Raw genomic sequence first — 20,395 nt, 5'->3', positions numbered from 1 at the left:
CGCGAACCACCCGCGGGCCCACCGCAGAACCGCAACCCCCACGGACGGCCGATCGGCCGCTCCGCCGGACCGTCGCGCCCCGGCGCCGACGCGTGCAGCGAAGGAGCTCACCATGCAGCAACCCGGCAACGGCAGCGCCCCACCGACCGACGGGGTCGACCCGCAGTCCCGTCGTTCCACCAAGGACCTGTCCCGAGCGGCCGTGTCCGGCTGGTTGGGCACGGCGCTGGAGTACTTCGACTTCCAGCTCTACGCCTTCGGGGCCGCCCTGGTCTTCATCCCGCTGTTCTTCCCGGGTACCGCCCCGGGCATCGGGTTCATCCTCGCGATGGCCACCTACGGCGTCGGCTACGTCGCCCGGCTCGCCGGGGCGGTCTACTTCGGCCGCATGGGTGACCGGTTGGGGCGCAAGAAGGTCCTGTTCCTCACCATCGCCCTCATGGGTGGGTCGACGACGCTCATCGGTTTCCTCCCCACCTACGCCTCGGTCGGGATCCTCGCCCCGCTCCTGCTGGTCCTGCTGCGGATGATCGGGGGTTTCGGGGCCGGGGCCGAGATCGCCGGCGCGACGGTCATGCTCGCCGAGTACGCCCCGCGCCGACGCCGCGGACTCGTCGGTTCGCTCGTCGCCCTCGGCACCAACTCGGGAACCCTCGCTGCGGCCGGCACCTGGGCCGTGCTGCTGGCCGTCCTCAGCGAGGAGCAGCTGCTCGACTGGGGGTGGCGCATCCCCTTCATCGCCAGCGTCGGCCTGCTCCTCTTCACCCTCTGGTTGCGGCGCAACCTGAAGGAGAGCCCGGTGTTCGAGCAGCGGGCCGACGTCGTCGACGGTGTCGCGGTCAAGCGCGACGAGATCACCCAGGTCGCCGGCCAGGCCGCCGTCGAGCAGGCCCTGCACGAGAAGAAGGGCAAGGCGTTCTTCATCGCGGTCGGGCTGCGGTTCGGGCAGGCCGGGAACTCCGGGCTGATCCAGACGGTGCTGATCACCTACCTGGTCTCCACCCTCATGCTGGACCGCTCGATCGGCACCACCGCCATCACCATCGGTTCGGTGATCGGTTTCGCCACCGTCCCCCTCGTCGGGATCCTGTCCGACCGCATCGGGCGCCGTCCCATCTACCTCGTGTTCTCCGCCATCGGCGCGATCATCGCCGTGCCTTTGATGCTCGCGGTGGAGAGCGGCGACACCGTGCTCATCACCGTCGCCATCGCCCTGAGCCTCAACCTCGCGGTCCTGTCGTTGTTCGCCGGCGAGTCGGTCACCCTGGCCGAACTGTTCGGGGCCCGGAACCGGTTCACCCAGCTCGCGCTGGCCAAGGAGGCCGGGGGGATCGCCGCCTCGGCGATCGGTCCGGTCCTGGCCGCCGCGCTCACCGCGGCCACCGGGTCGTGGTGGCCGCTGGCGGCGATGATGATCGGCTACTCGGCGATCGCGTTCTTCTCCGCCCTCGTGGCGCCCGAGGTGCGGGGCCGGGACCTGCTGCGGCTGGACAACGCCGCGTGAGCCGCTACGTGCTCACCGCGGGCGAGACGATGGGGTTGTTCGCGGCCACCACGACCGGGCCGTTGGCCCACTGCCCCACCGCGACGATCGGGATCGGCGGGTCGGAGTCCAACGTGGCGATCGGCCTGGCCCGGCTCGGTACCGAGGTGGTCTGGTGCGGACGCACCGGGGCCGACTCCCTCGGTGAACTGGTGCGGCGCGAGCTGCGGGCCGAGGGGGTCCGGGTCGAATCGGTCGTCGACCCCGATGCGTCCACCGGCCTGATGGTCAAGGAACGCCCCCTGCCGACCGCGCAACGGGTGAGCTACTACCGGGCCGGCAGCGCCGGGTCGCGCCTGACCCCGGCCGACGTCACCGACGAGCTGGTGGCCGGGGCCGCGGCGGTGCACCTGTCCGGCATCACCGCCGCGATCTCGGAGACGGGGCGGGCCACGGTCCGTTCCGTGCTGGACCGGGCCGGACGGGCCGGGATCCCGCGCAGCTTCGACGTGAACCACCGCCGCGCCCTGTGGAGCGACGCGGCCGCGGCCGAGCACCTGCGCGAGGTCCTGCCCGAGGTGGACCTCGTCTTCGCCGGGGAGGACGAGGCCCGGCTGGTGCTGCCCGACGAGAGCGACCCGTCCGCGCTGGCCCGGGGCCTGGTCGGGCTCGGCGCCCGGGCCGCGGTCGTGAAGTGCGGCGAGCGCGGCGCGGTGGCCTGCGTGGACGGTCGCGTGACGACGGCCCCGGCGGTGCCCGTCCCGGTGCTGGACACGGTGGGGGCCGGGGACGCCTTCGTCGCCGGGTACCTGGCCGAGTTCGTCCTGGGTCGCCCCTTCGCGGAGTGCCTGCGGACGGCGACCACGACCGGGGCGTTCGCCTGCACCGTCCCGGGCGACTGGGAGGGTCTACCCCGTCGGGGCGACCTGGACCTGCTGGCCGGCGGGGACCCCGTCCGTCGCTGACCCGCTCGTCCCGGGGAGACGCGAAAGGGCCCCCGTCGACGGTGTCGACGGGGGCCCTTCGTACCGCTCCGTGCCAGCCCGAACGGGTCAGTCGCGGGTGAGCTTCCGGTAGGTGACCCGGTGCGGGCGGGCCGCGTCGGGGCCGAGTCGCTCGACCTTGTTGGCCTCGTAGCCGGCGAAGTTGCCCTCGAACCAGTACCAGTTCGCCGGGTTCTCCTCGGTGCCCTCGTAGGCGAGGATGTGCGTCGCCACCCGGTCCAGGAACCACCGGTCGTGGCTGACGACCACGGCGCAGCCCGGGAAGTCGAGCAGCGCGTTCTCCAGCGACCCGAGCGTCTCGACGTCGAGGTCGTTGGTGGGCTCGTCGAGCAGGAGGACGTTGCCGCCCTCCTTGAGGGTGAGCGCCAGGTTCAGACGGTTGCGCTCCCCGCCGGACAGGACGTTCGACGGCTTCTGCTGGTCCGGCCCCTTGAACCCGAACGCCGAGACGTAGGCGCGCGAGGGCATCTCCTGGTTGCCGACCTGGATGTAGTCCAGGCCGTCGGAGACGACCTCCCACAGGTTCTTCTTCGGGTCCAGACCGCCGCGCGACTGGTCGACGTAGGAGAGCTTGACCGTCTCCCCGATCTTGAGGTCGCCGCCGTCGAGGGGTTCCAGGCCGACGATGGTCTTGAACAGGGTGGTCTTGCCGACCCCGTTGGGGCCGATGACCCCGACGATCCCGTTGCGCGGCAGCGAGAACGACAGACCATCGATGAGCGTGCGACCGTCGAAACCCTTCTGGATGTTCTTGGCCTCGATGACGACCGCACCCAGCCGGGGACCGGCCGGGATCTGGATCTCCTCGAAGTCGAGCTTGCGCGTGCGCTCGGCCTCGGCCGCCATCTCCTCGTAGCGCTGCAGGCGCGCCCGCGACTTGGTCTGGCGACCCTTGGCGTTGGAGCGGACCCACTCGAGCTCGTCCTTCAGCCGCTTCTGCAGCTTCTGGTCCTTCTTGCCCTGGACCTCCAGGCGGGCCGCCTTCTTCTCGAGGTAGGTGGAGTAGTTCCCCTCGTAGGGGTAGCAGCGACCGCGGTCCAGCTCGAGGATCCACTGGGCGACGTTGTCGAGGAAGTACCGGTCGTGGGTGACGGCGAGGACGGCGCCGGCGTACTTGGCCAGGTGCTGCTCCAGCCAGGTCACCGACTCGGCGTCCAGGTGGTTGGTGGGCTCGTCGAGCAGCAGCAGGTCCGGCGCCTCGAGCAGCAGCTTGCAGAGCGCGACGCGACGCTTCTCCCCACCGGAGAGGTGGGTGACCGGGGAGTCCGGCGGCGGGCAGCGCAGCGCGTCCATCGCCTGCTCGAGCTGGGCGTCCATGTCCCACGCGTTGGCGTGGTCGAGGTCCTCCTGCAGCTGACCCATCTCCGCCATGAGGGCGTCGAAGTCGGCGTCGGGGTCCTCGAAGGAGGCGGTGATCTCGTTGTAGCGGTCCATCTTGGTCTTGAGCACGCCCAGGCCGTCCTGGACGTTCTCGAGCACCGTCTTGGACTCGTCCAGCGGCGGCTCCTGCATCAGCATCCCGACGCTGTAGCCGGGCGACAGGCGCGCCTCACCGTTGGAGGGCTGGTCCAGCCCCGCCATGATCTTCAGGACGCTGGACTTGCCCGCGCCGTTGGGTCCGACGACGCCGATCTTGGCGCCCGGGTAGAACGCCAGCGTGACGTCGTCGAGGATGACCTTGTCCCCGTGCGCCTTGCGGGCCTTCTGCATGGTGTAGATGAACTCGGCCATGCCCCCAGGCTAGTGGCCCGGCGGGCGGGGCCGTGACCGCGCCGACCCCGCGCCCCCTCCCCCGGCGCGTCGATGATCACGTGAGCTGCCGGACCGGACGCCCACCGGTAAAATCTTCAACGTCCCCCCGCCGGCGGGACGCGCCTCCGTAGCTCAGTGGATAGAGCACCGGACTTCTAATCCGATGGTCGCTGGTTCGAATCCAGCCGGGGGCACCCATCCTGACCTGCGACTCCGCCGTGCGGGGGGTCCTACGTCACCGCCGGACCGCTGCGCACTGCCGGGGCCCTGCCCGCCGCATCGCTGCCCGCTGCAGCGGAGGCGACCAGGACGATCGCGCGACCGTGTCCGGCCCGACCAGTCGCGCGCCGTCAAGACGCGACGGCACCGCTTCGGAAGGCGCCGTGGGACGGATCAGCTCTCCGGTTCCACGAGCACGACCTCGACACCGGCGGCGCGCAGCAGGTGCACCACATCACCCGGGAGTTCGCTCGTGGTGATGACGGTGTCCAGGTCGGCCAGGGCACCGAAGCGGTGCGCGGCGGTGCGCATGAACTTCTCCGGCGTCGCCACCAGCACCACGCGGCGCGCGCTGTCCAGGACGGCGCGCTTGACGTGCGCGTCGGCCCAGGTGGCCACGGTCAGCCCCGTGCCGGGGTCGGCGGCGCACGCTCCGACGACGGCGACGTCGAACGTCATCGAGCGCACGGCCTCCGCGGCCCCGGGACCCTGCAGCGTCAGGTCGTCGGGCTCGACGGGGCCGCCGGGGACGATGACCTGGTTGCCCGGCCGGCCGGCCAGGGCCGCCGCCGCGTGCAGCGACAGGGCCATCGCGGTCACCCCGCGCCCCACCAGGGCCGCCGCCACCGCGCAGGCCGTGGTGCCGTTGTCGATCACGACGCTGTCCCCGGGACCGATCAGGGCCGCCGCCGCGGCGGCCAGCCGCCGCTTGGTCTCGACCTGATCGTCCTGCCGCAGGGCGAAGGGGTAGCGCGTGCCGCGCCGGGCCAGCGGCGCCGCGCCCCCGCGCACGCGTCGCAGCATCCCCTGGTCGGCCAGCTCGCCCAGGTCCCGGCGGATGCTGATGGTGGAGGCGCCGGTCAGGGCGGCCAGCTCGTGCACCGAGCGTTGTTCCCGCTCGACCGCCCGCAGGATCACTTGGTGCCGTTCTGATCGTTGCACCTGATCAGTGTGGTCCATACGGTCACCCTCGTGACGATGTCCCCGCCCGCGGCGCCCCACCAGAGATCGTCGGCGAGGTCCGCCGCACGGTGCGAGCAGGGGCGCAGACCGGACGTCCGGCAGCGCCGGGCGGTCTTCGTGGACTTCGACGGCACCATCGCGGACCACGACGGGCACATCCCCGCCTCCGGCATCGAGGCGATCCGCACCGCGCGCCGACTGGGTCACCGGGTCTTCCTGAGCACCGGGCGCAGCCAGGCCGAGATCAGCCCCGAGGTCACCGGCATCGGCTTCGACGGCGCGATCACCGCCGGTGGCGGGTTCGCCACCGTCGCCGGCCGGCTGGTCCACGCGCAGGTGATGCCCGCCTCGATGTGCGAGCAGATGGTCGAGGCCTTCGTCGACCTGGGCCTGCCCTACTGCCTGCAGTACCGCGACCGCGTCTACGCCGCTCCCGGTCTGCTGGAGGCTTTCGCCGGCGCGGGCCGCGGCGGGCCCGCCGGCCTGCTGCCCCACCGACTCACCGAGCGCCTAGAGATGCACGGGGTGGCCAAGGCCGTCTTCGTCGGCACCCACCCGGGCGCTTCCTCCGCGGTGGCGTGCCGACTGGCGGAGAACTTCGGCGTCATCACCGGCACCCTGCCCGACCTGGGCGCCGGCAGCGGGGAGGTCAGTTCCCGGTGGACCCACAAGGCCGCAGCCATCCCCGCGGTGCTGGCCGCCGTCGGGATTCCGCTCTCGCAGACGATTGCCCTCGGCGACAGCCGCAACGACGTCGAGATGCTGCGGTTGTGCGGGACCGGCATCGCCATGGGTGGTGCCCCCGCCCTCGTGATGCAGGCGGCCGACGACGTGACCGGCACCGTCGGCGAGGATGGCCTGCGGACGGCTTTCGAGCGGCACGGGTTGCTGCAGCCATGACCATTCCGTCCAACCCCGCGACGAACCCGCCGCCGTCCACCAGGACGGGACCCCTTCCGCACCTGGGGCGACGCCGGACGGCGATCACCGCCATCTTCTTCCTGACCGGTTTCGCGCTGGCCTCCTGGGTGGCCAACATCCCCACCCTCCAGCGTCAGACCGGCGTCTCCCACGCTCAACTGGGCACGTTGCTGCTCCTGCTCGGGACCGGACAGGTCGCCGGCATGCAGTGGGCCGGACGCCTGAGCGACCGCCGCGGCAGCCGCCTGGCGTGCGCCGTCAGCATCGCCCTGACCGCCGTCGCGGTGAACCTGCCGGGCCTGGCGACGTCGGGGTGGCAGCTGGGAGCGGCGCTGCTGGCGTTCGGCCTGGGCTGGGGGGTGATGAGCGTCGCCGCGAACGACCAGGCCGTGGTGCTGGAACAGACCTACGCCCGCCCGATCATGGCCGGCTTCCACGCCTTCTTCTCCATCGGCGGGGCGACCGGAGCGGGCCTGTCCGCGCTGCTGCGCCACCTGGACGCCTCGGTGCACCTGCCCCTGGCCGTCGCCGGCCTCCTCGCCGTGGCCCTGGGCACCTGGAGCGTGCGCCACCTGCAGCAGCCCACGCATCATCAGCCGAGCACCGCGATCGCGGACGTCACCGGCGCCCCGGCGCGCACGGCGGTGGTTCGTCAGGCGATGCTGCTGGGCCTCATGGCCTTCCTGCTGATGCTGGCCGAGGGGACGGCCAACGACTGGAGCGCGCTGCAGGCCGTGGACCACCTCGCGGTGCCCGCCTCGGCGGCGGCGCTGGCCTACGCCGCCTTCTCGGCGGCGATGACCGTCGGCCGCCTGACCGTGGACCGCCTCGTGGCGCGCATCGGCCCGGTCGCGCTCGTGCGTGCCGGTTCCACGGTCGCCGGCGTCGGGATGCTCGTCGTCGTCACCGCTCCGGTGTTCGCCCTCACCCTGCTGGGCTGGGTCGTCTTCGGGCTGGGTCTGTCCGGCATCGTCCCGCAACTGTTCACCGCCGCGGGGGCGCTGCCCGTCGCCGGACGCGCCGTGGTGATATCCCGGGTCGTGGGCGCGGGGTACGTCGGGCTGCTGGCCGGGCCGGGCATCATCGGCTGGGTCTCCCGGTTCACGGGCCTGAGCACCGCCCTGGTCCTCCCGGCGATCTTCTGCTTCGTCGGGGCCGGCCTGGCCTCCTGCGTACGTCCCCGGCGGCCGGGTTGTTCCCCCACCCCCTGAACCGGTTCTCCCGACAGGGCCTCGCGGGTCGAGGTCCAGGTCCACCCGCGGAGAACTCACCGTCACCGTCCTCGAACTCCCCCTCCGCCCCACCCACGTCCTCCGTGAAAGGCCGCCTGCGCCGTGTACTCCCTCCTGCTGGCGATCATCTACGTCGCCTTCATCAGCCTCGGGCTGCCGGACTCCCTGGTCGGCGCCGGATGGCCCGTCATGCACCGCGACCTCGGCGTCCCGGTCGCCTACGCCGGCATCACCACGATGATCATCGCCGCGGGCACCATCGTGTCCAGCCTGTCCTCGGAGCGCCTCACCCGACGCGTCGGCGTCGGCGTCGTCACCGCCGTCAGCGTCGCCCTCACCGCGGCCGCCCTGATCGGCTTCGCCTGGTCCGGCTCGTTCTGGGCGCTGTGCCTGTGGGCGATCCCTTACGGCCTGGGCGCCGGGGCGGTCGACGCGGCCCTGAACAACTACGTGGCCCTCCACTACGCCGCGAAGCACATGAACTGGCTGCACAGCTTCTGGGGCGTGGGGGCCTCGATCAGCCCGTTCATCATGAGCTACGCGCTCACCTCGGGGCTGGGCTGGTCGCGCGCCTACCTGATCGTCGGGGTGATCCAGGTGGTCCTCACCGTCGCCCTGATCATCAGTGTGCCGTTGTGGGGCAAGGTCAACCCCACCGCACCCCGCTCCGGGACCGACGACGTCGACGGGGTCGTCAGCCAGGAACCGCTCCACCCGCAGGGTCACGTCCCGATCGCCCGGGCGCTGCGGGTGCGCGGGGTGAAACTCATCCTGGTCGCCTTCTTCGCCTACTGCGCCCTGGAGAGCACGACGATCCTCTGGGCCTCCACCTACCTCGTCACCGCCCGGGAGGTCGTCCCCGCGACCGCCGCGGCCTTCGCCTCCCTGTTCCTGCTGGGCATCACCGCCGGCCGGTTCCTGACCGGGTTCTTCGCCGACCGGGTCGGGGACCGGACCCTGATCCGCGGCGGTTTCCTCGCCGTGGGCACCGGTGTCCTGCTCATCGCCGTGCCCGTCCCGACCGACGTGCCGGCCCTGGCGGGACTCGTCGTCGCGGGCCTGGGCTGCGCCCCCATCTACCCGGCGATCATCCACTCCACGCCCGTGAACTTCGGACGCGACAACTCCCAGGCGATCATCGGCATCCAGATGGCGGCGGCCTACACCGGCTCCACGTTGGCGCCCCCGGCGTTCGGGCTGGTCTCCTCCTGGGTCGGGACGTGGGTGCTGCCGTTGTTCCTCGCCGTGCTGGTGGCGTTGGGTCTGCTCATGTCCGAGCGGTTGAACCGGCTGGTCGGGCACCGGGGCTGAGCCCTCCCCACCACGGGTGGGGAGCTTCGCCGCGCTGACGGGCCGTCGGTCAGGCTCCGGGACGACGGTGCCGACCGCGGCCTCGCCATCCCACGACGATCAGGCCGCCGACCGGACCCGGTCCACCTCGAGGTGCTCGTCCGCGAGGAGCGACAGCACCACGCGGTTCCGGCCCGAGTTCTTGGCCTGGTACAGGCAGCGGTCGGCGGCGGTGATGGCCGCCTCGAGTTCCGCGGCCCGGAGCCCACGACCGGGCGGTCGGGAGACGGTCAGGACCCCGACGCTCACGGTCACCGCCTACTCCCGCAACCACTCCGCGGCCCGCACGCGCAACGTCTCGGCGTACGCGCCGGCGTCGTCCGCGGGGGTCGAGGAGAGCACGAGGAACTCCTCACCCCCCATCCGGATGACGACGTCGTCGCCCCGGGTCCCCTCCCGGAGGCCGGCCCCGAGGCGTCGGAGGACCGCGTCACCGGCGTCGTGACCGAGCGCGTCGTTGACGGACTTGAAGTGGTCGACGTCCACCGTGAGGACGGTGGTGAACGTGGTGACGTCACCGAGCGCACCGTCGACCCGCTCCTGCAGGGCCCGGCGGTTCTGCAGTCCCGTCAGCGGGTCGGTGAGCGCCTGCCGGTGCAACGCCGTGACCGCGCCCTCCACGGAGCTGCGCAGGGCCAGCACCACCTCGACGGTCCCCAGGAACGCCACGGACGGCAGCAGGGTGAGGGTCGCCCACTGGAGTGCTCCGTCGGCGACGGCACCCATGACGACCGCGACGGCGACGACCAGCACCGCCAACACGACGCGGCACACCCGCCGCGCCAGGTGCACCGCGGCGTAGACCGCCAACGGCAGCAGCAGGACCACGTCGAGCATGCCGCCGCTGCGCGACTGGTTCGCCAGCACCGAGAGCACGACCACGCCCATGAGCAGGACGACGATCGCGGCGAGGACGGTGTCGGGCCACGACCGGCCCACCGTCAGCAGGGCGACGGCCGACGCGGCGCCGACCACCAGACCGAGGACGTACCCCAGGCTCCACCAGCCGGGCCGCAGCGTCGTCGGGTCGAGGGCGGCGGTGACGCCGATGACGACGGCGGCGATGACCAGCCAGGCCAGGACCCGCGTGCGGGCCGCGCGCTCAGGTGCCGGCGATCTCGCGCCTGCGCCCGTCAGGGACTCAGCCGGTGCGAGGGCAGCCGGGACGGGGCGCGGTCGCCACCTGGTTGCCGCGGTGGCGCCGTCGTCCTGGGTCGTTCCCCCGTCCATACCCCGGCATCGACCGGTGTCGGGGCCCGGTTGACCCGACGGCCGGCGCTTCACCCGGTTGTCGGCAGGGCCAGGGCCGCCCGGTCCGACGTTCCGGGACCACGGGGTCGGGTGCGGTTCCCGGCCCGTGGGCCCGACCCCTCCCCTGGCGGCCCCCACCCACCTTTGATCAAGGAATCCGCCGACGGATTCCTTGATCACGGGTGGATGGGTCGGGTCGAGGCCGCGGGACCCGTCCGCACCTGCGACCGCCCCGTCCGCACCCGCGGTCGCCCCGGACGCCAGGGGATCCGGTCCGCCCGCGAGGGCGGTGACGCACCCGCGGTGACAGGCTCGCCGCCGTGAGCATCGACAGCGCCGAGTCCCTCTACCGCGAGTACCTCGGGATTCTGAACGGTCGTCGCTGGGACCGGCTGGCCGCCGTGGTCCACGACGAGCTGACGCACAACGACCGGACGATGACGCGGGCGGAGTTCGTCGACCTGCTGCGCGAGGACCTGGCCGCGATCCCCGACCTGCACTACGACGTCCACCGGTTGCTGGTCCAAGGGGACCGGCTGGCGGTGCGGTTGTGGTTCGACTGCACGCCGGTCCGCCCCTTCCGCGGGGTCGACACCCGCGGGCAGCGGGTGGGTTTCGCCGAGCACGCCTTCTACGAGCTGGCCGGGGGGCGCATCCGGACGGTGGAGTCCGTGGTCGACGTCGACGCCGTGCGTCGTCAGGTGCGGCCGACCTGAGCCTGCCCGCGGGTCCGCCCCCGAGGCGTCACCCCTCCTTGCGGGGCCGGGGCGTCGACCGCGCCGGCCGCGACCCGGGCTCCTCCCCCAGCAGCGTCACACCGAAGCCGGCGACGACCGCCCGTACCTCGTCGAGGTAGCGCTCCGCCTGGTCGGTGAGCGGGATCGCGTCGTGGCCGATCCAGCCGATCTCGATGCGTTCGTCCACGTCGAGGGGGACGGCGACGATGGCCGGGTCGAGGTCGTCACTGATGATGCCCGTCGAGATCGTGTACCCGTCGAGCCCGATCATGAGGTTGAAGATCGTCGCGCGGTCCGAGACCCGGATCTCCCGCGCGCTGGACAGGGTGGAGAGGATCTCCTCGGCGAAGTAGAAGGAGTTGTTCGCGCCCTGGTCGAAGGTGAGGCGGGGCAGGTCGGCGAGGTCGGCCAGGGTCGCCCGCGGCTTGGCGGCGAGCGGGTTCTTGCGCGAGACGAAGATGTGCGGTTCGGCGAGGAAGAGCGGCCGGAACTCCAACCCGGAGTCGCGCAGCAACTTGTCGATGACGTTGCGGTTGAAGTCGTTGCGGTAGAGGATGCCGAGCTCGCTGCGCAACGTCCGGACGTCCTCGATGATGTCGAAGGTACGGGTCTCCCGCAGCGAGAACTCGTACTGCTCGCCCTCCGTGCGCCGGACCATCCGGACGAACGCGTCGACCGCGAAGGAGTAGTGCTGGGTCGACACCCCGAGCAGCCGTCGCGACGGAGCCCCGCCCAGGTAGCGCTGCTCCAGGAGCGCGACCTGCTCGACGACCTGGCGGGCGTACCCCAGGAACTCCGCCCCGTCGGTGGTGAGCGTGACCCCGCGGGGGGAGCGCACGAGGAGGGCCCGGCCGACGCGCGCCTCGAGCTCCTTCATGGCCGCCGACAGCGTCGGTTGGGCGACGTAGAGCAGGTCGGCGGCCGCGGTGATCGATCCCTCCGCCGCCACCTCGATGAAGTACGAGAGCTGCTGCAGGGTCACCCCGGTCGTCCGTCGCGCCATAGCCACCGACTATAGGACGTCATCCCGACTGCGTATTACCTGATGACCCCGTTCCGCCCCCACGATGGAGAGGTCGACGACCGCACCGGCTCGGTCGGGGCTCAGAGGGGGCAGGCATGACGAACGGGTTCGGGTTCAGCATCAGCACCACCCGCTTCGACGAGGGGTACGAGCCGTCGGCCAGCTCGCGGGCCACCACCAACTTCGCCAACCTGGCCCGGGGTGAACGCCGTCAGGAGAACCTGCGGCGGGTGCTGGAGATGATCGACCGCCGGTGCAACGACCTCGCGGGTCACCACGAACCGGGACGCGACCGGTACGCGGTGGAGCTCGAGATCGTCTCCGTCGAGCTGGGGTTCGCCGGCGAGGGGGACGACCAGCGCTTCCCGCTGCTGGAGATGCTCGACGTGGCGATCGTCGACCTGCGGGCCGGGCACCGTCACCGGGGCATCGTGGGGAACAACTTCTCCTCCTACGTCCGTGACTACGACTTCAGCGTGCTGCTGCCCGCGCTCACCGCGGCATCGGCGCGACCGACGGTCCCCGCGGACTTCGGCGACCTGCACGGCAAGCTGTTCCGGGAGTTCTGCGACTCCGAGGCCTACCGGGCGCGCTTCGCGCAGCTGCCGGTGGTGTGCATCAGCGTCTCGACGAGCCGGACCTACCACCGGACGGGCTACCAGCACCCCGTCCTCGGCGTCGAGTACCGCCAGGACGCGTACTCCCTCACCGACGAGTACTTCGCGAAGATGGGTCTCGACGTGCGGTACTTCATGCCGCCGGGTGCGGCCGCACCGCTCGCCTTCTACTTCCGGGGCGACCTCGTGCACGACCACACCGACCTGCAACTGATCGGCACCATCGCCACGATGGAGACCTTCCAGAAGATCTACCGCCCGGAGATCTACGCCGCGAACACGGCCGCCGGGGACGCCTTCACCCCGAGCCTCGCGCACCCCGACTTCACCCGCCCGCAGATCGAGTACGACCGCGAAGAACGCAGCCGGCTCGCGCTCACCCAGGGACGATTCACCGAGGAGCACTTCATGGAGCCGCACCGCGACGTGCTGCAGCAGTGGGCCGCCCGCTACCCGGCGCTCGTCGGTTGAGCGGCGGCCCCGTGACCACGTCGACCGGCACGTCCACCCTCCTGCCCACCGCCACCGTGGGCAGCCTGCCGAAGCCGTCGTGGCTCGCCGAGCCCGAGATCCTCTGGGCGCCGTGGAACCTCGAGGGCGCTGCCCTCGTCGAGGGCAAGCAGGACGCCCTGCGGGCCGTCGTGCACGAGCAGGAACGTCGCGGCCTCGACGTCGTGACCGACGGGGAGCAGACCCGTCGGCACTTCGTGACGACCTTCATCGAGCACCTCTCGGGCGTCGACTTCGAGCAGCGCGAGACCGTCCGCATCCGCGACCGCTACGACGCGAGCGTGCCGACCGTCGTCGGTGCCGTCACCCGTGAGCAGCCGGTGTTCGTCGACGACGCCCGGTTCCTCCGCAGCCAGACCGACCGGCCGATCAAGTGGGCGCTGCCGGGCCCGATGACGATGGTCGACACCCTCTACGACCGGCACTACCGCAGCCGGGAGAAGCTCGCGTGGGAGTTCGCCACGATCCTCAACCAGGAGGCGCGCGAACTCGAGGCGGCCGGCGTCGACGTCATCCAGTTCGACGAGCCGGCGTTCAACGTGTTCCACGACGAGGTGCGCGACTGGGGCGTCGCGGCGCTGGAACGGGCGGTCGAGGGCCTGCGGGCGCAGACCGCGGTGCACATCTGCTACGGCTACGGGATCAAGGCCAACAACGACTGGAAGGCGACGCTCGGGCCCGAGTGGCGGCAGTACGAGCACTCGTTCCCGCTGCTGCAGCGGTCCTCCGTCGACATCGTCTCCCTCGAGGGGCACCACTCCCACGTCCCGCTGGACCTGATCGAGCTGGTGCGGGGCAAGACGGTCATGCTCGGGGCGGTCGACGTCGCGAGCGAGGACGTGGAGACCCCGGAGGAGGTCGCCGACACCCTGCGCCGGGCGCTCGCGTTCGTCGACGCCGACCGCCTGGTCCCGAGCACGAACTGCGGCATGGCGCCCCTGCCCCGGTCCGTGGCCGACGCCAAGCTCAGCGCCCTCGTCGCGGGAGCGGCCCTGCTGCGCGAGGAGCTCGCCGCCCGCTAGGTGTACTGCCCAGGCACGCTCGGAGCCGTCAGAGGAGGCGTTCCAGCGTGGCCCGCGCCCCGTCCCGGTGCAGGTCGTCCAGCGCCCGCCGGTAGGCGGTGGTGAACTCCTCGTTCTCGGCGAGATCCCCGAACAGTTCGCGGTCGCGCAGGAACGCGAGCGGGTCCTCGCCGAGCTGGCGCCGGGCCGCGGCCAGGACGCGGTCCTGCCGCCGGTCGACCACGGTGATCGGTTCGCCGTGCTCGTCCACGCCCTCGGCGTAGCGGGCCCAGCTGGCCACGATCGCCGCGGCGCGGTGGACGTCGCGTCCGGCCTCGAGGTTGGCCCGGGCGACCGGGACGAGCCACTTGGGGATACGGTCGGAACTCTCCGCGGCCAGCCGGGCGGTGGTGTCACGCACGTGCGGGTTGCCGAAGCGCTCCATCAGCGTGTCCTTGTACTCCTCCAGATCGACCCCGGGCACCGGGGCGAGGGTCGGAGTGGCCTCGGCGTCCATGTAGGCGCGCACGAACGGGGCCAGGGCGGGGTCGGTCGCGGCGGCGTCGACGAGCTCGTGGTCGAGGAGCCGGCCGAAGTAGGCCAGACCCTGGTGGCTGGCGTTGAGCAGCCGGAGCTTCATGAGCTCGTAGGGCTCCACGTCGGGCACGACCTGGACCCCCACCCGTTCCAGCGGCGGGCGCCCGGCGGCGAAGGCGTCCTCGAGCGCCCACTGCGTGAACGGCTCGCAGACCACGGGCCAGGCGTCGGCGATGCCGAACTCGCGCGCGACCAGGTCGACGTCGGCGGGGGTGGTGGCCGGGGTGATCCGGTCGACCATGGAGTTCGGGAAGCGGACGTTCTCGCCCACCCACTCGCCGAGGGCCGGGTCGCGCAGCGCGGCGAACGCGGCGAACGCGGTCTTCGCCAGGTGCCCGTTGCCCTGCAGGTTGTCGCAGCTCATGATCGTGAACGGGTCGAGGCCACGCTCGCGCCGGCGCACGAGGGCCTCGACCACGAACCCGAACACGGTGCTGAGGCGGCCGGCGTCGGCCCCGGCGGCGGCGTCGGCCGCCACGGCGGGTGTCCCGGTGACGAACTGCCCCGTGATGTCGTCGAGGTTGTACCCGCCCTCGGTGACGGTGAGCGAGACGATCCGGGTGCCCGGGTCGGCCAGCTTCTCCACGACGGCCTCGGGGTCGTCGGGCGCGAAGAGATACTCGACCATCGAGCCGACGACGCGGGGTTCGAGCCGTCCGTCGGGGTGCTTGAGGACGAGGGTGTACAGGCGGTCCTGGGCGGCGAGGGCATCGCGCATCCGGGCGTCGCCCGGCAGGACCCCCACCCCGCAGATGCCGTACTCCCTGGCCGCCTCGAAGTCCTCCTCGAGCAACCGGTCCAGGTACATGGCCTGGTGGGCCCGGTGGAAACCACCGACCCCGAAGTGGACGACGCCCGCGGTCACCGCGTCGCGGTCGTAGCCGGGGACGGGGACCCGCTCCCCCACCGCGGTCAGGTTCGCAGCGGTCAACGGAATGGTCTCGACGGACATGGTCGTCTCCTGTGCGGTGCGGTGGTCGACGAGCGCGGGGAACGAGCGGGCGACGGGGAAGGACCCTGGTCACAGGCTGTCAGAGAGGAGCGGGCCCGACCCGGCGAGGGGTGCCGGCGGGGTGCCCCGGGTCCGGCCCCCACCACCGTCGCGGCGGGCGGGACCGGACCTCGGGGCGGATGACTACTTGACGGCGCCGAGGGACAGACCCTGGACGAGCTTGTCCTGCGCAGCGAACCCGGCGGCCAGGACCGGCAGGGAGATGACCATCGCCGCCGCGCAGACCTGGGCGAGGAAGAGGCCCTGGCTGGTGGCGAAACCGGTGAGGAAGACCGGCGACGTGCCGGCGACGATGCTGGTCAGCGTCCGCGCCAGCAGCAGCTCGTTCCAGCTGAAGATGAAGCAGATCAACGCGGTGGCCGCGATGCCCGGCAGGGCGACCGGGGCCACGACCGAACGGAGCAGCCGGATGAGGCCGGCGCCGTCGATCTGGGCGGCCTCCATCATCTCCACCGGCACCTCGGCGAGGAAGCTGCGCATCATCCACACCGCGATCGGCAGGTTCATCGAGGTGTAGAGCAGGACGAGCAGGTTGATGTTGTCGAGCAGACCGGTGTTCTTCGCGAACAGGAACAGCGGCAGCAGCCCGGCCACGATCGGCAGGAATTTGGTGGAGAGGAAGAAGAAGAGGACGTCGGTCCACTTCTTGATCGGCTTGATGGACAACGCGTAGGCCGCGGGGATGGAGAGGATCAGCACCAGGATGGTGGAGACCACCGACGCGGTGAGGGAGTTGATCAGCGGCGGCCACGGCGTGCGGCCCCCGTCGGCCCCGAAGAAGGCGCGGTAGCCGTCCAGCGTGAGCGGGGCGAAGACCGAGGGCGGGTTGGTGGCGGCGTCGACCTCGGAGTGGAACGACGTCAGCAGCATGAACAGGACAGGAGCCACGAACAGCAGGCCCACGGCCCAGGCCGCGATGCCCCAGGCGGGGTTCGACTTCTTCTCCACGCTGCGACGCTTCTTGGCCCGCCCACCCTTGAACGAGGTGGCGGCGATCGCGGGGTTGGTGTGGGTGGTCATCGGCCGGTCTCCTCGTCGAACAGGCTGGACACGGTGCGCAGGGCGAAGGTGGCGATGATGAACGTGCCGATCACGACGACGACGCCCTGGGCGGAGGCCAGCCCGTAGTTCTGCTGCTGGAAGAAGGTGGCGTAGATGGTGTAGGGGAGGTTCGCCGTGCCCAACGCACCGGCGGTGATGATGAAGACGGCGTCGAAGGCCTGCACGATGTAGATCGAACCGAGCAGCCCGCCCAGTTCGAGGTAGCGACGCAGGTGCGGGAACGTGATGTAGCGGAAGATCTGCAGCGCCCCGGCGCCGTCCATGCGGGCGGCCTCGACGACGTCGCCCGGCTTGGACTGCAGCCCGGCCAGCAGGATCAGCATCATGAACGGGGTCCACTGCCAGATCAGGGACAGTTCGATGGACAGCAGCGGGTACTCGCTCAACCAGGCCGGCTGCGGGGGGTTGTCGGAGCCGAACAGGCTCCAGATCCAGGTGAGGACCCCGTTGAACAACCCGTAGCCGGAGTTCAGGATGCCGTGCTTCCAGAGCAGGGCCGAGGCGACCGGGACGACCAGGAACGGCGCGATCATCATCGTGCGCACGGCTCCGCGGCCGAAGAACTTCCGGTCCAGCAGCAGGGCGATGCCGGTGCCCAGGATCAGGCTGACGATGACGACGGTGGCGGTCAGCAGAATCGTGGTGAGCACCGCCGAGCGGACGGCGGGGTTGGTGAAGACCTGGACGTAGTTGTCGAAACCGGTGAACCCGATCTGGTCCGGGCGCAGGGCCCGGTAGTCCATGAACGAGATCACGATGGTGACCAGGAACGGCAGCTGCGTGGCGGCGATGGTGAAGATCAACGCGGGCAGCAGCGGGATGCGGCGGCGGCGGGCCTCGCGCTTGTCGCGGGCGGCCTGGCCTTGAGGCGACTGATAGGTGGTGCGCTGCTCCGGCGTGAGGTCGGTGGCGTGGCCGGAGCCGGGCGATGCGGAGGCGGTGCTCATGTGGTCCTTCTTCCGCCGGGCGGGTGGGGGGATGCAACCCGCCGCGGCATCATCGGAGGACGCAGCAGCGGAGTGGTTCGAGGTCACGGACCTGGCGGGACGCATGTCCGGGCCGGGCCCCGGCCCGGGGTCCGCACGCCGTCGCGCGGACCCCGGGAGGAGGTCATTCCTTGTTGGCGTCGCCGGCCGCCTGCGCCAGCGGCTGCCCGGCGGCGAGGGCTTCCTGGACGGTCTGCTGCCCGGCGATCGCGGCGCTCACGCCCTGCGAGACCTGGGTGGCCATGCCCGCGAACTCCGGGACGGCCACGAACTGGATGCCCGGGGCCGGACGGGGCTGGACACCGGGGTTGTTCGGGTCGGCGGCGTTGATCGCGTCCTCGGTCGCCTGGTAGAACGCCTGCGCCGACTGCTGGTAGTCGGTGTTGGCGTAGGTCGAGGTGCGCTTGCCGGCCGGGACGCGGGCCCAACCGAGCTGCTGCCCGACGAGTTCCTCGTACTCCTGACTGGAGGCCCAGGAGACGAACTTCCAGGCGTCGTCCTTCTTCTGCGAGGCCTCCTGGATGCCGAAGGCCCAGCTGTACAGCCAGCCGGAGGACTCGGTCTCCTTGACGGGAGCCGCCACGTAACCGATCTTGCCGGCGACCGGGGACCCCTCGGCCTCCAGCGAACCGGCGGCGGAGGTCGCGTCGTACCACATGGCCACGCCACCCTGGGTGAGGGCGTTCAGGCACTCGGTGAAGCCGGCGTTGGCCGCGTCGGGTTCACCGTGCGCCCGGACCAGGTCCACGTAGAACTGGGTCGCCTCCTCGAAGGGCGCGGCGTCGACCTGGGCGTTCCAGTCGGCGTCGAACCAGGTGCCGCCGAACGTGTTCACGACGGTGGTCAGCGGGGCGAACACCTGGCCCCAGCCGGCCTGCCCGCGCAGGCAGATGCCCTTCATCCCGGGCTCCGCGCCATCGGCCTGGGCGGCGAGGTCGGCGACCTCGTCCCAGGTCGGCTTCTCGGGCATGGTCAGACCCTTGGCCTCGAACACGTCCTTGCGGTACATGAGGAACGAGCTCTCACCGTAGAACGGCTCGGCGTAAATGCTGCCGTCGGAACCCTTCAGGCCCGCCGCGATCGGCTCGAGGATGTCGCTCTGGTTGAACTCGCTGTCGGCGGAGATGTAGCTGTCCATGTTGGCGATCCAGCCGTTCTTCGAGAAGAACGGGACCTCGTAGTTCGAGATCGTGGCGACGTCGTACTGACCCGACTGCGCGGCGAAGTCGGTCTGGATGCTGTCGCGGGCGTCGTTCTCGGGGAGCACCGTGTAGTTGACCTTGATACCGGTCTCCTTGGTGAAGTTGTCCGCGGTGAGCTGCTGCAGATCCTCCATCTGCGGGTTGTTCACCATCACCACGTTGATGGAACGTTCCCCGTCGTCGCTGCTGCCCCCGCCACCGGCGCCCGAGCAACCCGCCGTGACCACGGCGAGCCCTGCTCCGGCGGCGATCAGCGAAAGAACACGTCGTCGTGCTGCCATGAACTGTCCTCTTTCTTGGGTGAGACCCGGGGCGTGCTGCCACCGGACGTCGAGCGGTGCTGGATCAGAAGGCGGTGAGGGTCCGGCCCGCAGGGGCCAGCTCACCGGAGCCGCGCTCGATCATGCGCAGCGGGACCTGCTCGTGGCTGGGCGGTCCGTCCCAGCCCTCGATGCGGGCGAAGAGCAGCTGGGCGGCACGGGCGCCGATGGTCTCGACGTCCTGCTCCAGCACGGTCAACGGAGGGTTGAAGGCGTCCGCCCCGACGAGGTCGTCGATGGCGGCGAAGGCCACGTCGCGCCGGTCCAGGCGGGCCAGGGCCGAGACCAGACCCATGGTGACCCGGGCGACCCCCGAGAGGATCGCCGTGATCCCCGGGGTCGTCCCGTCCCCGAGGTACTGCTGCAGGGCCACGACGGCCCGGTCCGCGGTCTCGACCGGGAGGAAACCCAGGTGGGTGGAGAGCGGGGCGAAACCCGCGGCCCGCATGGCCTGCTCGTACCCCTCCCGGCGCAGTTCCACCGTACTGGCGGCGGGACCCGAACCGACGAACAGGACACGTTCGTGCCCGTGGGCGAGGACGTGCTCGGTCAACCGCCGCCCCGCGGCGACGTTGTCGATGCCGACGGCGTCGGAGAAGGGGCTGCCCAGCGGGGCGTCGACCTGGACCACCGGCATGGAACTGGCCAGGTCGGCCAGGAAACCCTCGGGGGCACCGGCGGTCCCGGTGGCCACGACGAGACCGGCGACGTTGCGGGAGAGCAGGGGTTCGACGGCCTCCTCCTCCGATCGTCCCGAACCGGCGCAGGTGATGACCACGCCGAAACCCCGTTCGTGGGCGGCCTGCTCGACCTGCGCCACGATCGTCCCGAAGTACGGGATGGTGAAGTCCTCCACGACCACGCCGATGGCGGTGTCGTGACCGCGGCGCAACGAACGCGCCTGACGGTTGACCGAGTAACCGAGTTCACGGGCCGCCTGACGGACCCGCGCCGCGAGCTCGTCGGTGACCCCGGCCCCGCCGTGCAGGGCGCGGGACGCGGTGGAGGGGCTGGTACCGGCCGCGGTGGCCACGTCGACGAGCCTGACGCGGGAGGTGCTACCGGCCACAGCTCGCCTCCCCCATCGAACGACGTCGTCCTGACAAGAGGTAGCTTGGCCCGAGTCTGCAATCGTTGTCAACGCCCGCTTCG

Annotated in this window: 18 protein-coding genes and 1 tRNA gene; 9 read left to right on the top strand and 10 right to left on the bottom strand. The window is 71.4% G+C overall.

Annotated features, from left to right (window positions below):
* Window positions 1–112 precede the first annotated feature (112 nt).
* Window positions 113–1,504: an MFS transporter gene (locus ACFFKU_RS08245; RefSeq protein WP_380137089.1), complete on the top strand. Its 1,392-nt coding sequence runs from the start codon at window positions 113–115 to the stop codon at window positions 1,502–1,504.
* Window positions 1,501–2,448 (top strand): sugar kinase, encoded by a 948-nt coding sequence (locus tag ACFFKU_RS08240; protein ID WP_380137088.1) that lies wholly within the window; start codon window positions 1,501–1,503, stop codon window positions 2,446–2,448. Before ACFFKU_RS08245 ends, ACFFKU_RS08240 begins: the two co-directional genes overlap by 4 nt.
* A gap of 87 nt (window positions 2,449–2,535) precedes the next feature.
* Here the strand turns inward: ACFFKU_RS08240 and ettA are convergent, their stop codons facing one another.
* Window positions 2,536–4,218, bottom strand: coding sequence for an energy-dependent translational throttle protein EttA (gene ettA / locus ACFFKU_RS08235; RefSeq protein ID WP_380137086.1), 1,683 nt, complete (start codon window positions 4,216–4,218; stop codon window positions 2,536–2,538).
* Window positions 4,219–4,360: 142 nt separating this feature from the next.
* On the opposite strand from ettA, the gene ACFFKU_RS08230 reads away from it, so the two are divergent.
* Window positions 4,361–4,433: transfer RNA gene (locus tag ACFFKU_RS08230), tRNA-Arg, on the top strand.
* Between the two features lie 199 nt (window positions 4,434–4,632).
* Here the strand turns inward: ACFFKU_RS08230 and ACFFKU_RS08225 are convergent.
* The gene (locus ACFFKU_RS08225) at window positions 4,633–5,418 is read right to left on the bottom strand and encodes a DeoR/GlpR family DNA-binding transcription regulator (RefSeq protein WP_380137085.1); all 786 of its coding nucleotides are present in this window, start codon (window positions 5,416–5,418) and stop codon (window positions 4,633–4,635) included.
* A 120-nt stretch (window positions 5,419–5,538) separates the two neighbouring features.
* Here ACFFKU_RS08225 and ACFFKU_RS08220 point away from each other — a divergent pair, with 120 nt between their 5' ends.
* The 3 genes from ACFFKU_RS08220 (at window position 5,539) to ACFFKU_RS08210 (ending at window position 8,885) form a co-directional block, all read left to right on the top strand.
* Window positions 5,539–6,321, top strand: a complete 783-nt coding sequence (locus ACFFKU_RS08220; protein WP_380137084.1) for an HAD hydrolase family protein — start codon at window positions 5,539–5,541, stop codon at window positions 6,319–6,321.
* Window positions 6,318–7,553 carry an MFS transporter gene (locus ACFFKU_RS08215; RefSeq protein WP_380137083.1) on the top strand — a complete coding sequence of 412 codons (1,236 nt, stop codon included), beginning with the start codon at window positions 6,318–6,320 and terminating at the stop codon, window positions 7,551–7,553. The genes ACFFKU_RS08220 and ACFFKU_RS08215 overlap by 4 nt, the downstream gene beginning before the upstream one ends.
* 123 nt (window positions 7,554–7,676) lie before the next feature.
* Window positions 7,677–8,885: an MFS transporter gene (locus ACFFKU_RS08210; RefSeq protein WP_380137082.1), complete on the top strand. Its 1,209-nt coding sequence runs from the start codon at window positions 7,677–7,679 to the stop codon at window positions 8,883–8,885.
* Between the two features lie 99 nt (window positions 8,886–8,984).
* On the opposite strand, the gene ACFFKU_RS08205 is transcribed toward ACFFKU_RS08210, so the two are convergent.
* Entirely contained in the window at window positions 8,985–9,173 is a 189-nt protein-coding gene (locus tag ACFFKU_RS08205) for a hypothetical protein (RefSeq protein ID WP_380137080.1), read from the bottom strand.
* Window positions 9,174–9,182: 9 nt separating this feature from the next.
* Complete coding sequence (locus tag ACFFKU_RS08200) at window positions 9,183–10,154, bottom strand: GGDEF domain-containing protein (protein WP_380137079.1); 972 nt, start codon at window positions 10,152–10,154, stop codon at window positions 9,183–9,185.
* Window positions 10,155–10,495: 341 nt separating this feature from the next.
* Here ACFFKU_RS08200 and ACFFKU_RS08195 point away from each other — a divergent pair, with 341 nt between their 5' ends.
* Window positions 10,496–10,891, top strand: a complete 396-nt coding sequence (locus tag ACFFKU_RS08195; protein WP_380137078.1) for an ester cyclase — start codon at window positions 10,496–10,498, stop codon at window positions 10,889–10,891.
* A gap of 28 nt (window positions 10,892–10,919) precedes the next feature.
* Here the strand turns inward: ACFFKU_RS08195 and ACFFKU_RS08190 are convergent, their stop codons facing one another.
* Window positions 10,920–11,915 carry a LysR family transcriptional regulator gene (locus tag ACFFKU_RS08190; RefSeq protein WP_380137077.1) on the bottom strand — a complete coding sequence of 332 codons (996 nt, stop codon included), beginning with the start codon at window positions 11,913–11,915 and terminating at the stop codon, window positions 10,920–10,922.
* 116 nt (window positions 11,916–12,031) lie between these two features.
* Between ACFFKU_RS08190 and ACFFKU_RS08185 the strand changes: the two genes are divergently transcribed.
* Window positions 12,032–13,024 (top strand): putative oxygenase MesX, encoded by a 993-nt coding sequence (locus ACFFKU_RS08185; RefSeq protein WP_380137075.1) that lies wholly within the window; start codon window positions 12,032–12,034, stop codon window positions 13,022–13,024.
* 11 nt (window positions 13,025–13,035) lie between these two features.
* The gene (locus ACFFKU_RS08180) at window positions 13,036–14,085 is read left to right on the top strand and encodes a methionine synthase (RefSeq protein WP_380137074.1); all 1,050 of its coding nucleotides are present in this window, start codon (window positions 13,036–13,038) and stop codon (window positions 14,083–14,085) included.
* Between the two features lie 28 nt (window positions 14,086–14,113).
* Here the strand turns inward: ACFFKU_RS08180 and ACFFKU_RS08175 are convergent, their stop codons facing one another.
* The 5 genes from ACFFKU_RS08175 to ACFFKU_RS08155 form a co-directional block, all read right to left on the bottom strand.
* Window positions 14,114–15,613 carry a mannitol dehydrogenase family protein gene (locus ACFFKU_RS08175; protein ID WP_380137073.1) on the bottom strand — a complete coding sequence of 500 codons (1,500 nt, stop codon included), beginning with the start codon at window positions 15,611–15,613 and terminating at the stop codon, window positions 14,114–14,116.
* A 183-nt stretch (window positions 15,614–15,796) separates the two neighbouring features.
* On the bottom strand, window positions 15,797–16,693 hold the full coding sequence (locus ACFFKU_RS08170) for a carbohydrate ABC transporter permease (protein ID WP_380137071.1): 897 nt from the start codon (window positions 16,691–16,693) through the stop codon (window positions 15,797–15,799).
* Window positions 16,690–17,682 (bottom strand): carbohydrate ABC transporter permease, encoded by a 993-nt coding sequence (locus tag ACFFKU_RS08165; protein ID WP_380137069.1) that lies wholly within the window; start codon window positions 17,680–17,682, stop codon window positions 16,690–16,692. The genes ACFFKU_RS08170 and ACFFKU_RS08165 overlap by 4 nt, the downstream gene beginning before the upstream one ends.
* A gap of 163 nt (window positions 17,683–17,845) precedes the next feature.
* Entirely contained in the window at window positions 17,846–19,204 is a 1,359-nt protein-coding gene (locus ACFFKU_RS08160) for an ABC transporter substrate-binding protein (RefSeq protein WP_380137068.1), read from the bottom strand.
* Window positions 19,205–19,268: 64 nt separating this feature from the next.
* Complete coding sequence (locus ACFFKU_RS08155; protein ID WP_380137067.1) at window positions 19,269–20,312, bottom strand: LacI family DNA-binding transcriptional regulator; 1,044 nt, start codon at window positions 20,310–20,312, stop codon at window positions 19,269–19,271.
* Between the last annotated feature and the right edge of the window lie 83 nt (window positions 20,313–20,395).

Source organism: Kineococcus gynurae (assembly GCF_042433995.1).
Classification (GTDB): domain Bacteria; phylum Actinomycetota; class Actinomycetes; order Actinomycetales; family Kineococcaceae; genus Kineococcus; species Kineococcus gynurae.
The sequence above is the reverse complement of the archived record's forward strand: the minus strand, read 5'-3'. Positions and strand labels throughout refer to the sequence as shown.

Coding starts and splice junctions, on each gene's coding strand:
- ACFFKU_RS08245 (WP_380137089.1), top strand. CDS start 113: ATGCAGCAACCCGGCAACGGCAGCGCCCCACCGACCGACGGGGTCGAC.
- ettA (WP_380137086.1), bottom strand. CDS start 4,218: ATGGCCGAGTTCATCTACACCATGCAGAAGGCCCGCAAGGCGCACGGG.
- ACFFKU_RS08225 (WP_380137085.1), bottom strand. CDS start 5,418: ATGGACCACACTGATCAGGTGCAACGATCAGAACGGCACCAAGTGATC.
- ACFFKU_RS08215 (WP_380137083.1), top strand. CDS start 6,318: ATGACCATTCCGTCCAACCCCGCGACGAACCCGCCGCCGTCCACCAGG.
- ACFFKU_RS08200 (WP_380137079.1), bottom strand. CDS start 10,154: ATGGACGGGGGAACGACCCAGGACGACGGCGCCACCGCGGCAACCAGG.
- ACFFKU_RS08190 (WP_380137077.1), bottom strand. CDS start 11,915: ATGGCGCGACGGACGACCGGGGTGACCCTGCAGCAGCTCTCGTACTTC.
- ACFFKU_RS08185 (WP_380137075.1), top strand. CDS start 12,032: ATGACGAACGGGTTCGGGTTCAGCATCAGCACCACCCGCTTCGACGAG.
- ACFFKU_RS08175 (WP_380137073.1), bottom strand. CDS start 15,613: ATGTCCGTCGAGACCATTCCGTTGACCGCTGCGAACCTGACCGCGGTG.
- ACFFKU_RS08170 (WP_380137071.1), bottom strand. CDS start 16,693: ATGACCACCCACACCAACCCCGCGATCGCCGCCACCTCGTTCAAGGGT.
- ACFFKU_RS08165 (WP_380137069.1), bottom strand. CDS start 17,682: ATGAGCACCGCCTCCGCATCGCCCGGCTCCGGCCACGCCACCGACCTC.
- ACFFKU_RS08160 (WP_380137068.1), bottom strand. CDS start 19,204: ATGGCAGCACGACGACGTGTTCTTTCGCTGATCGCCGCCGGAGCAGGG.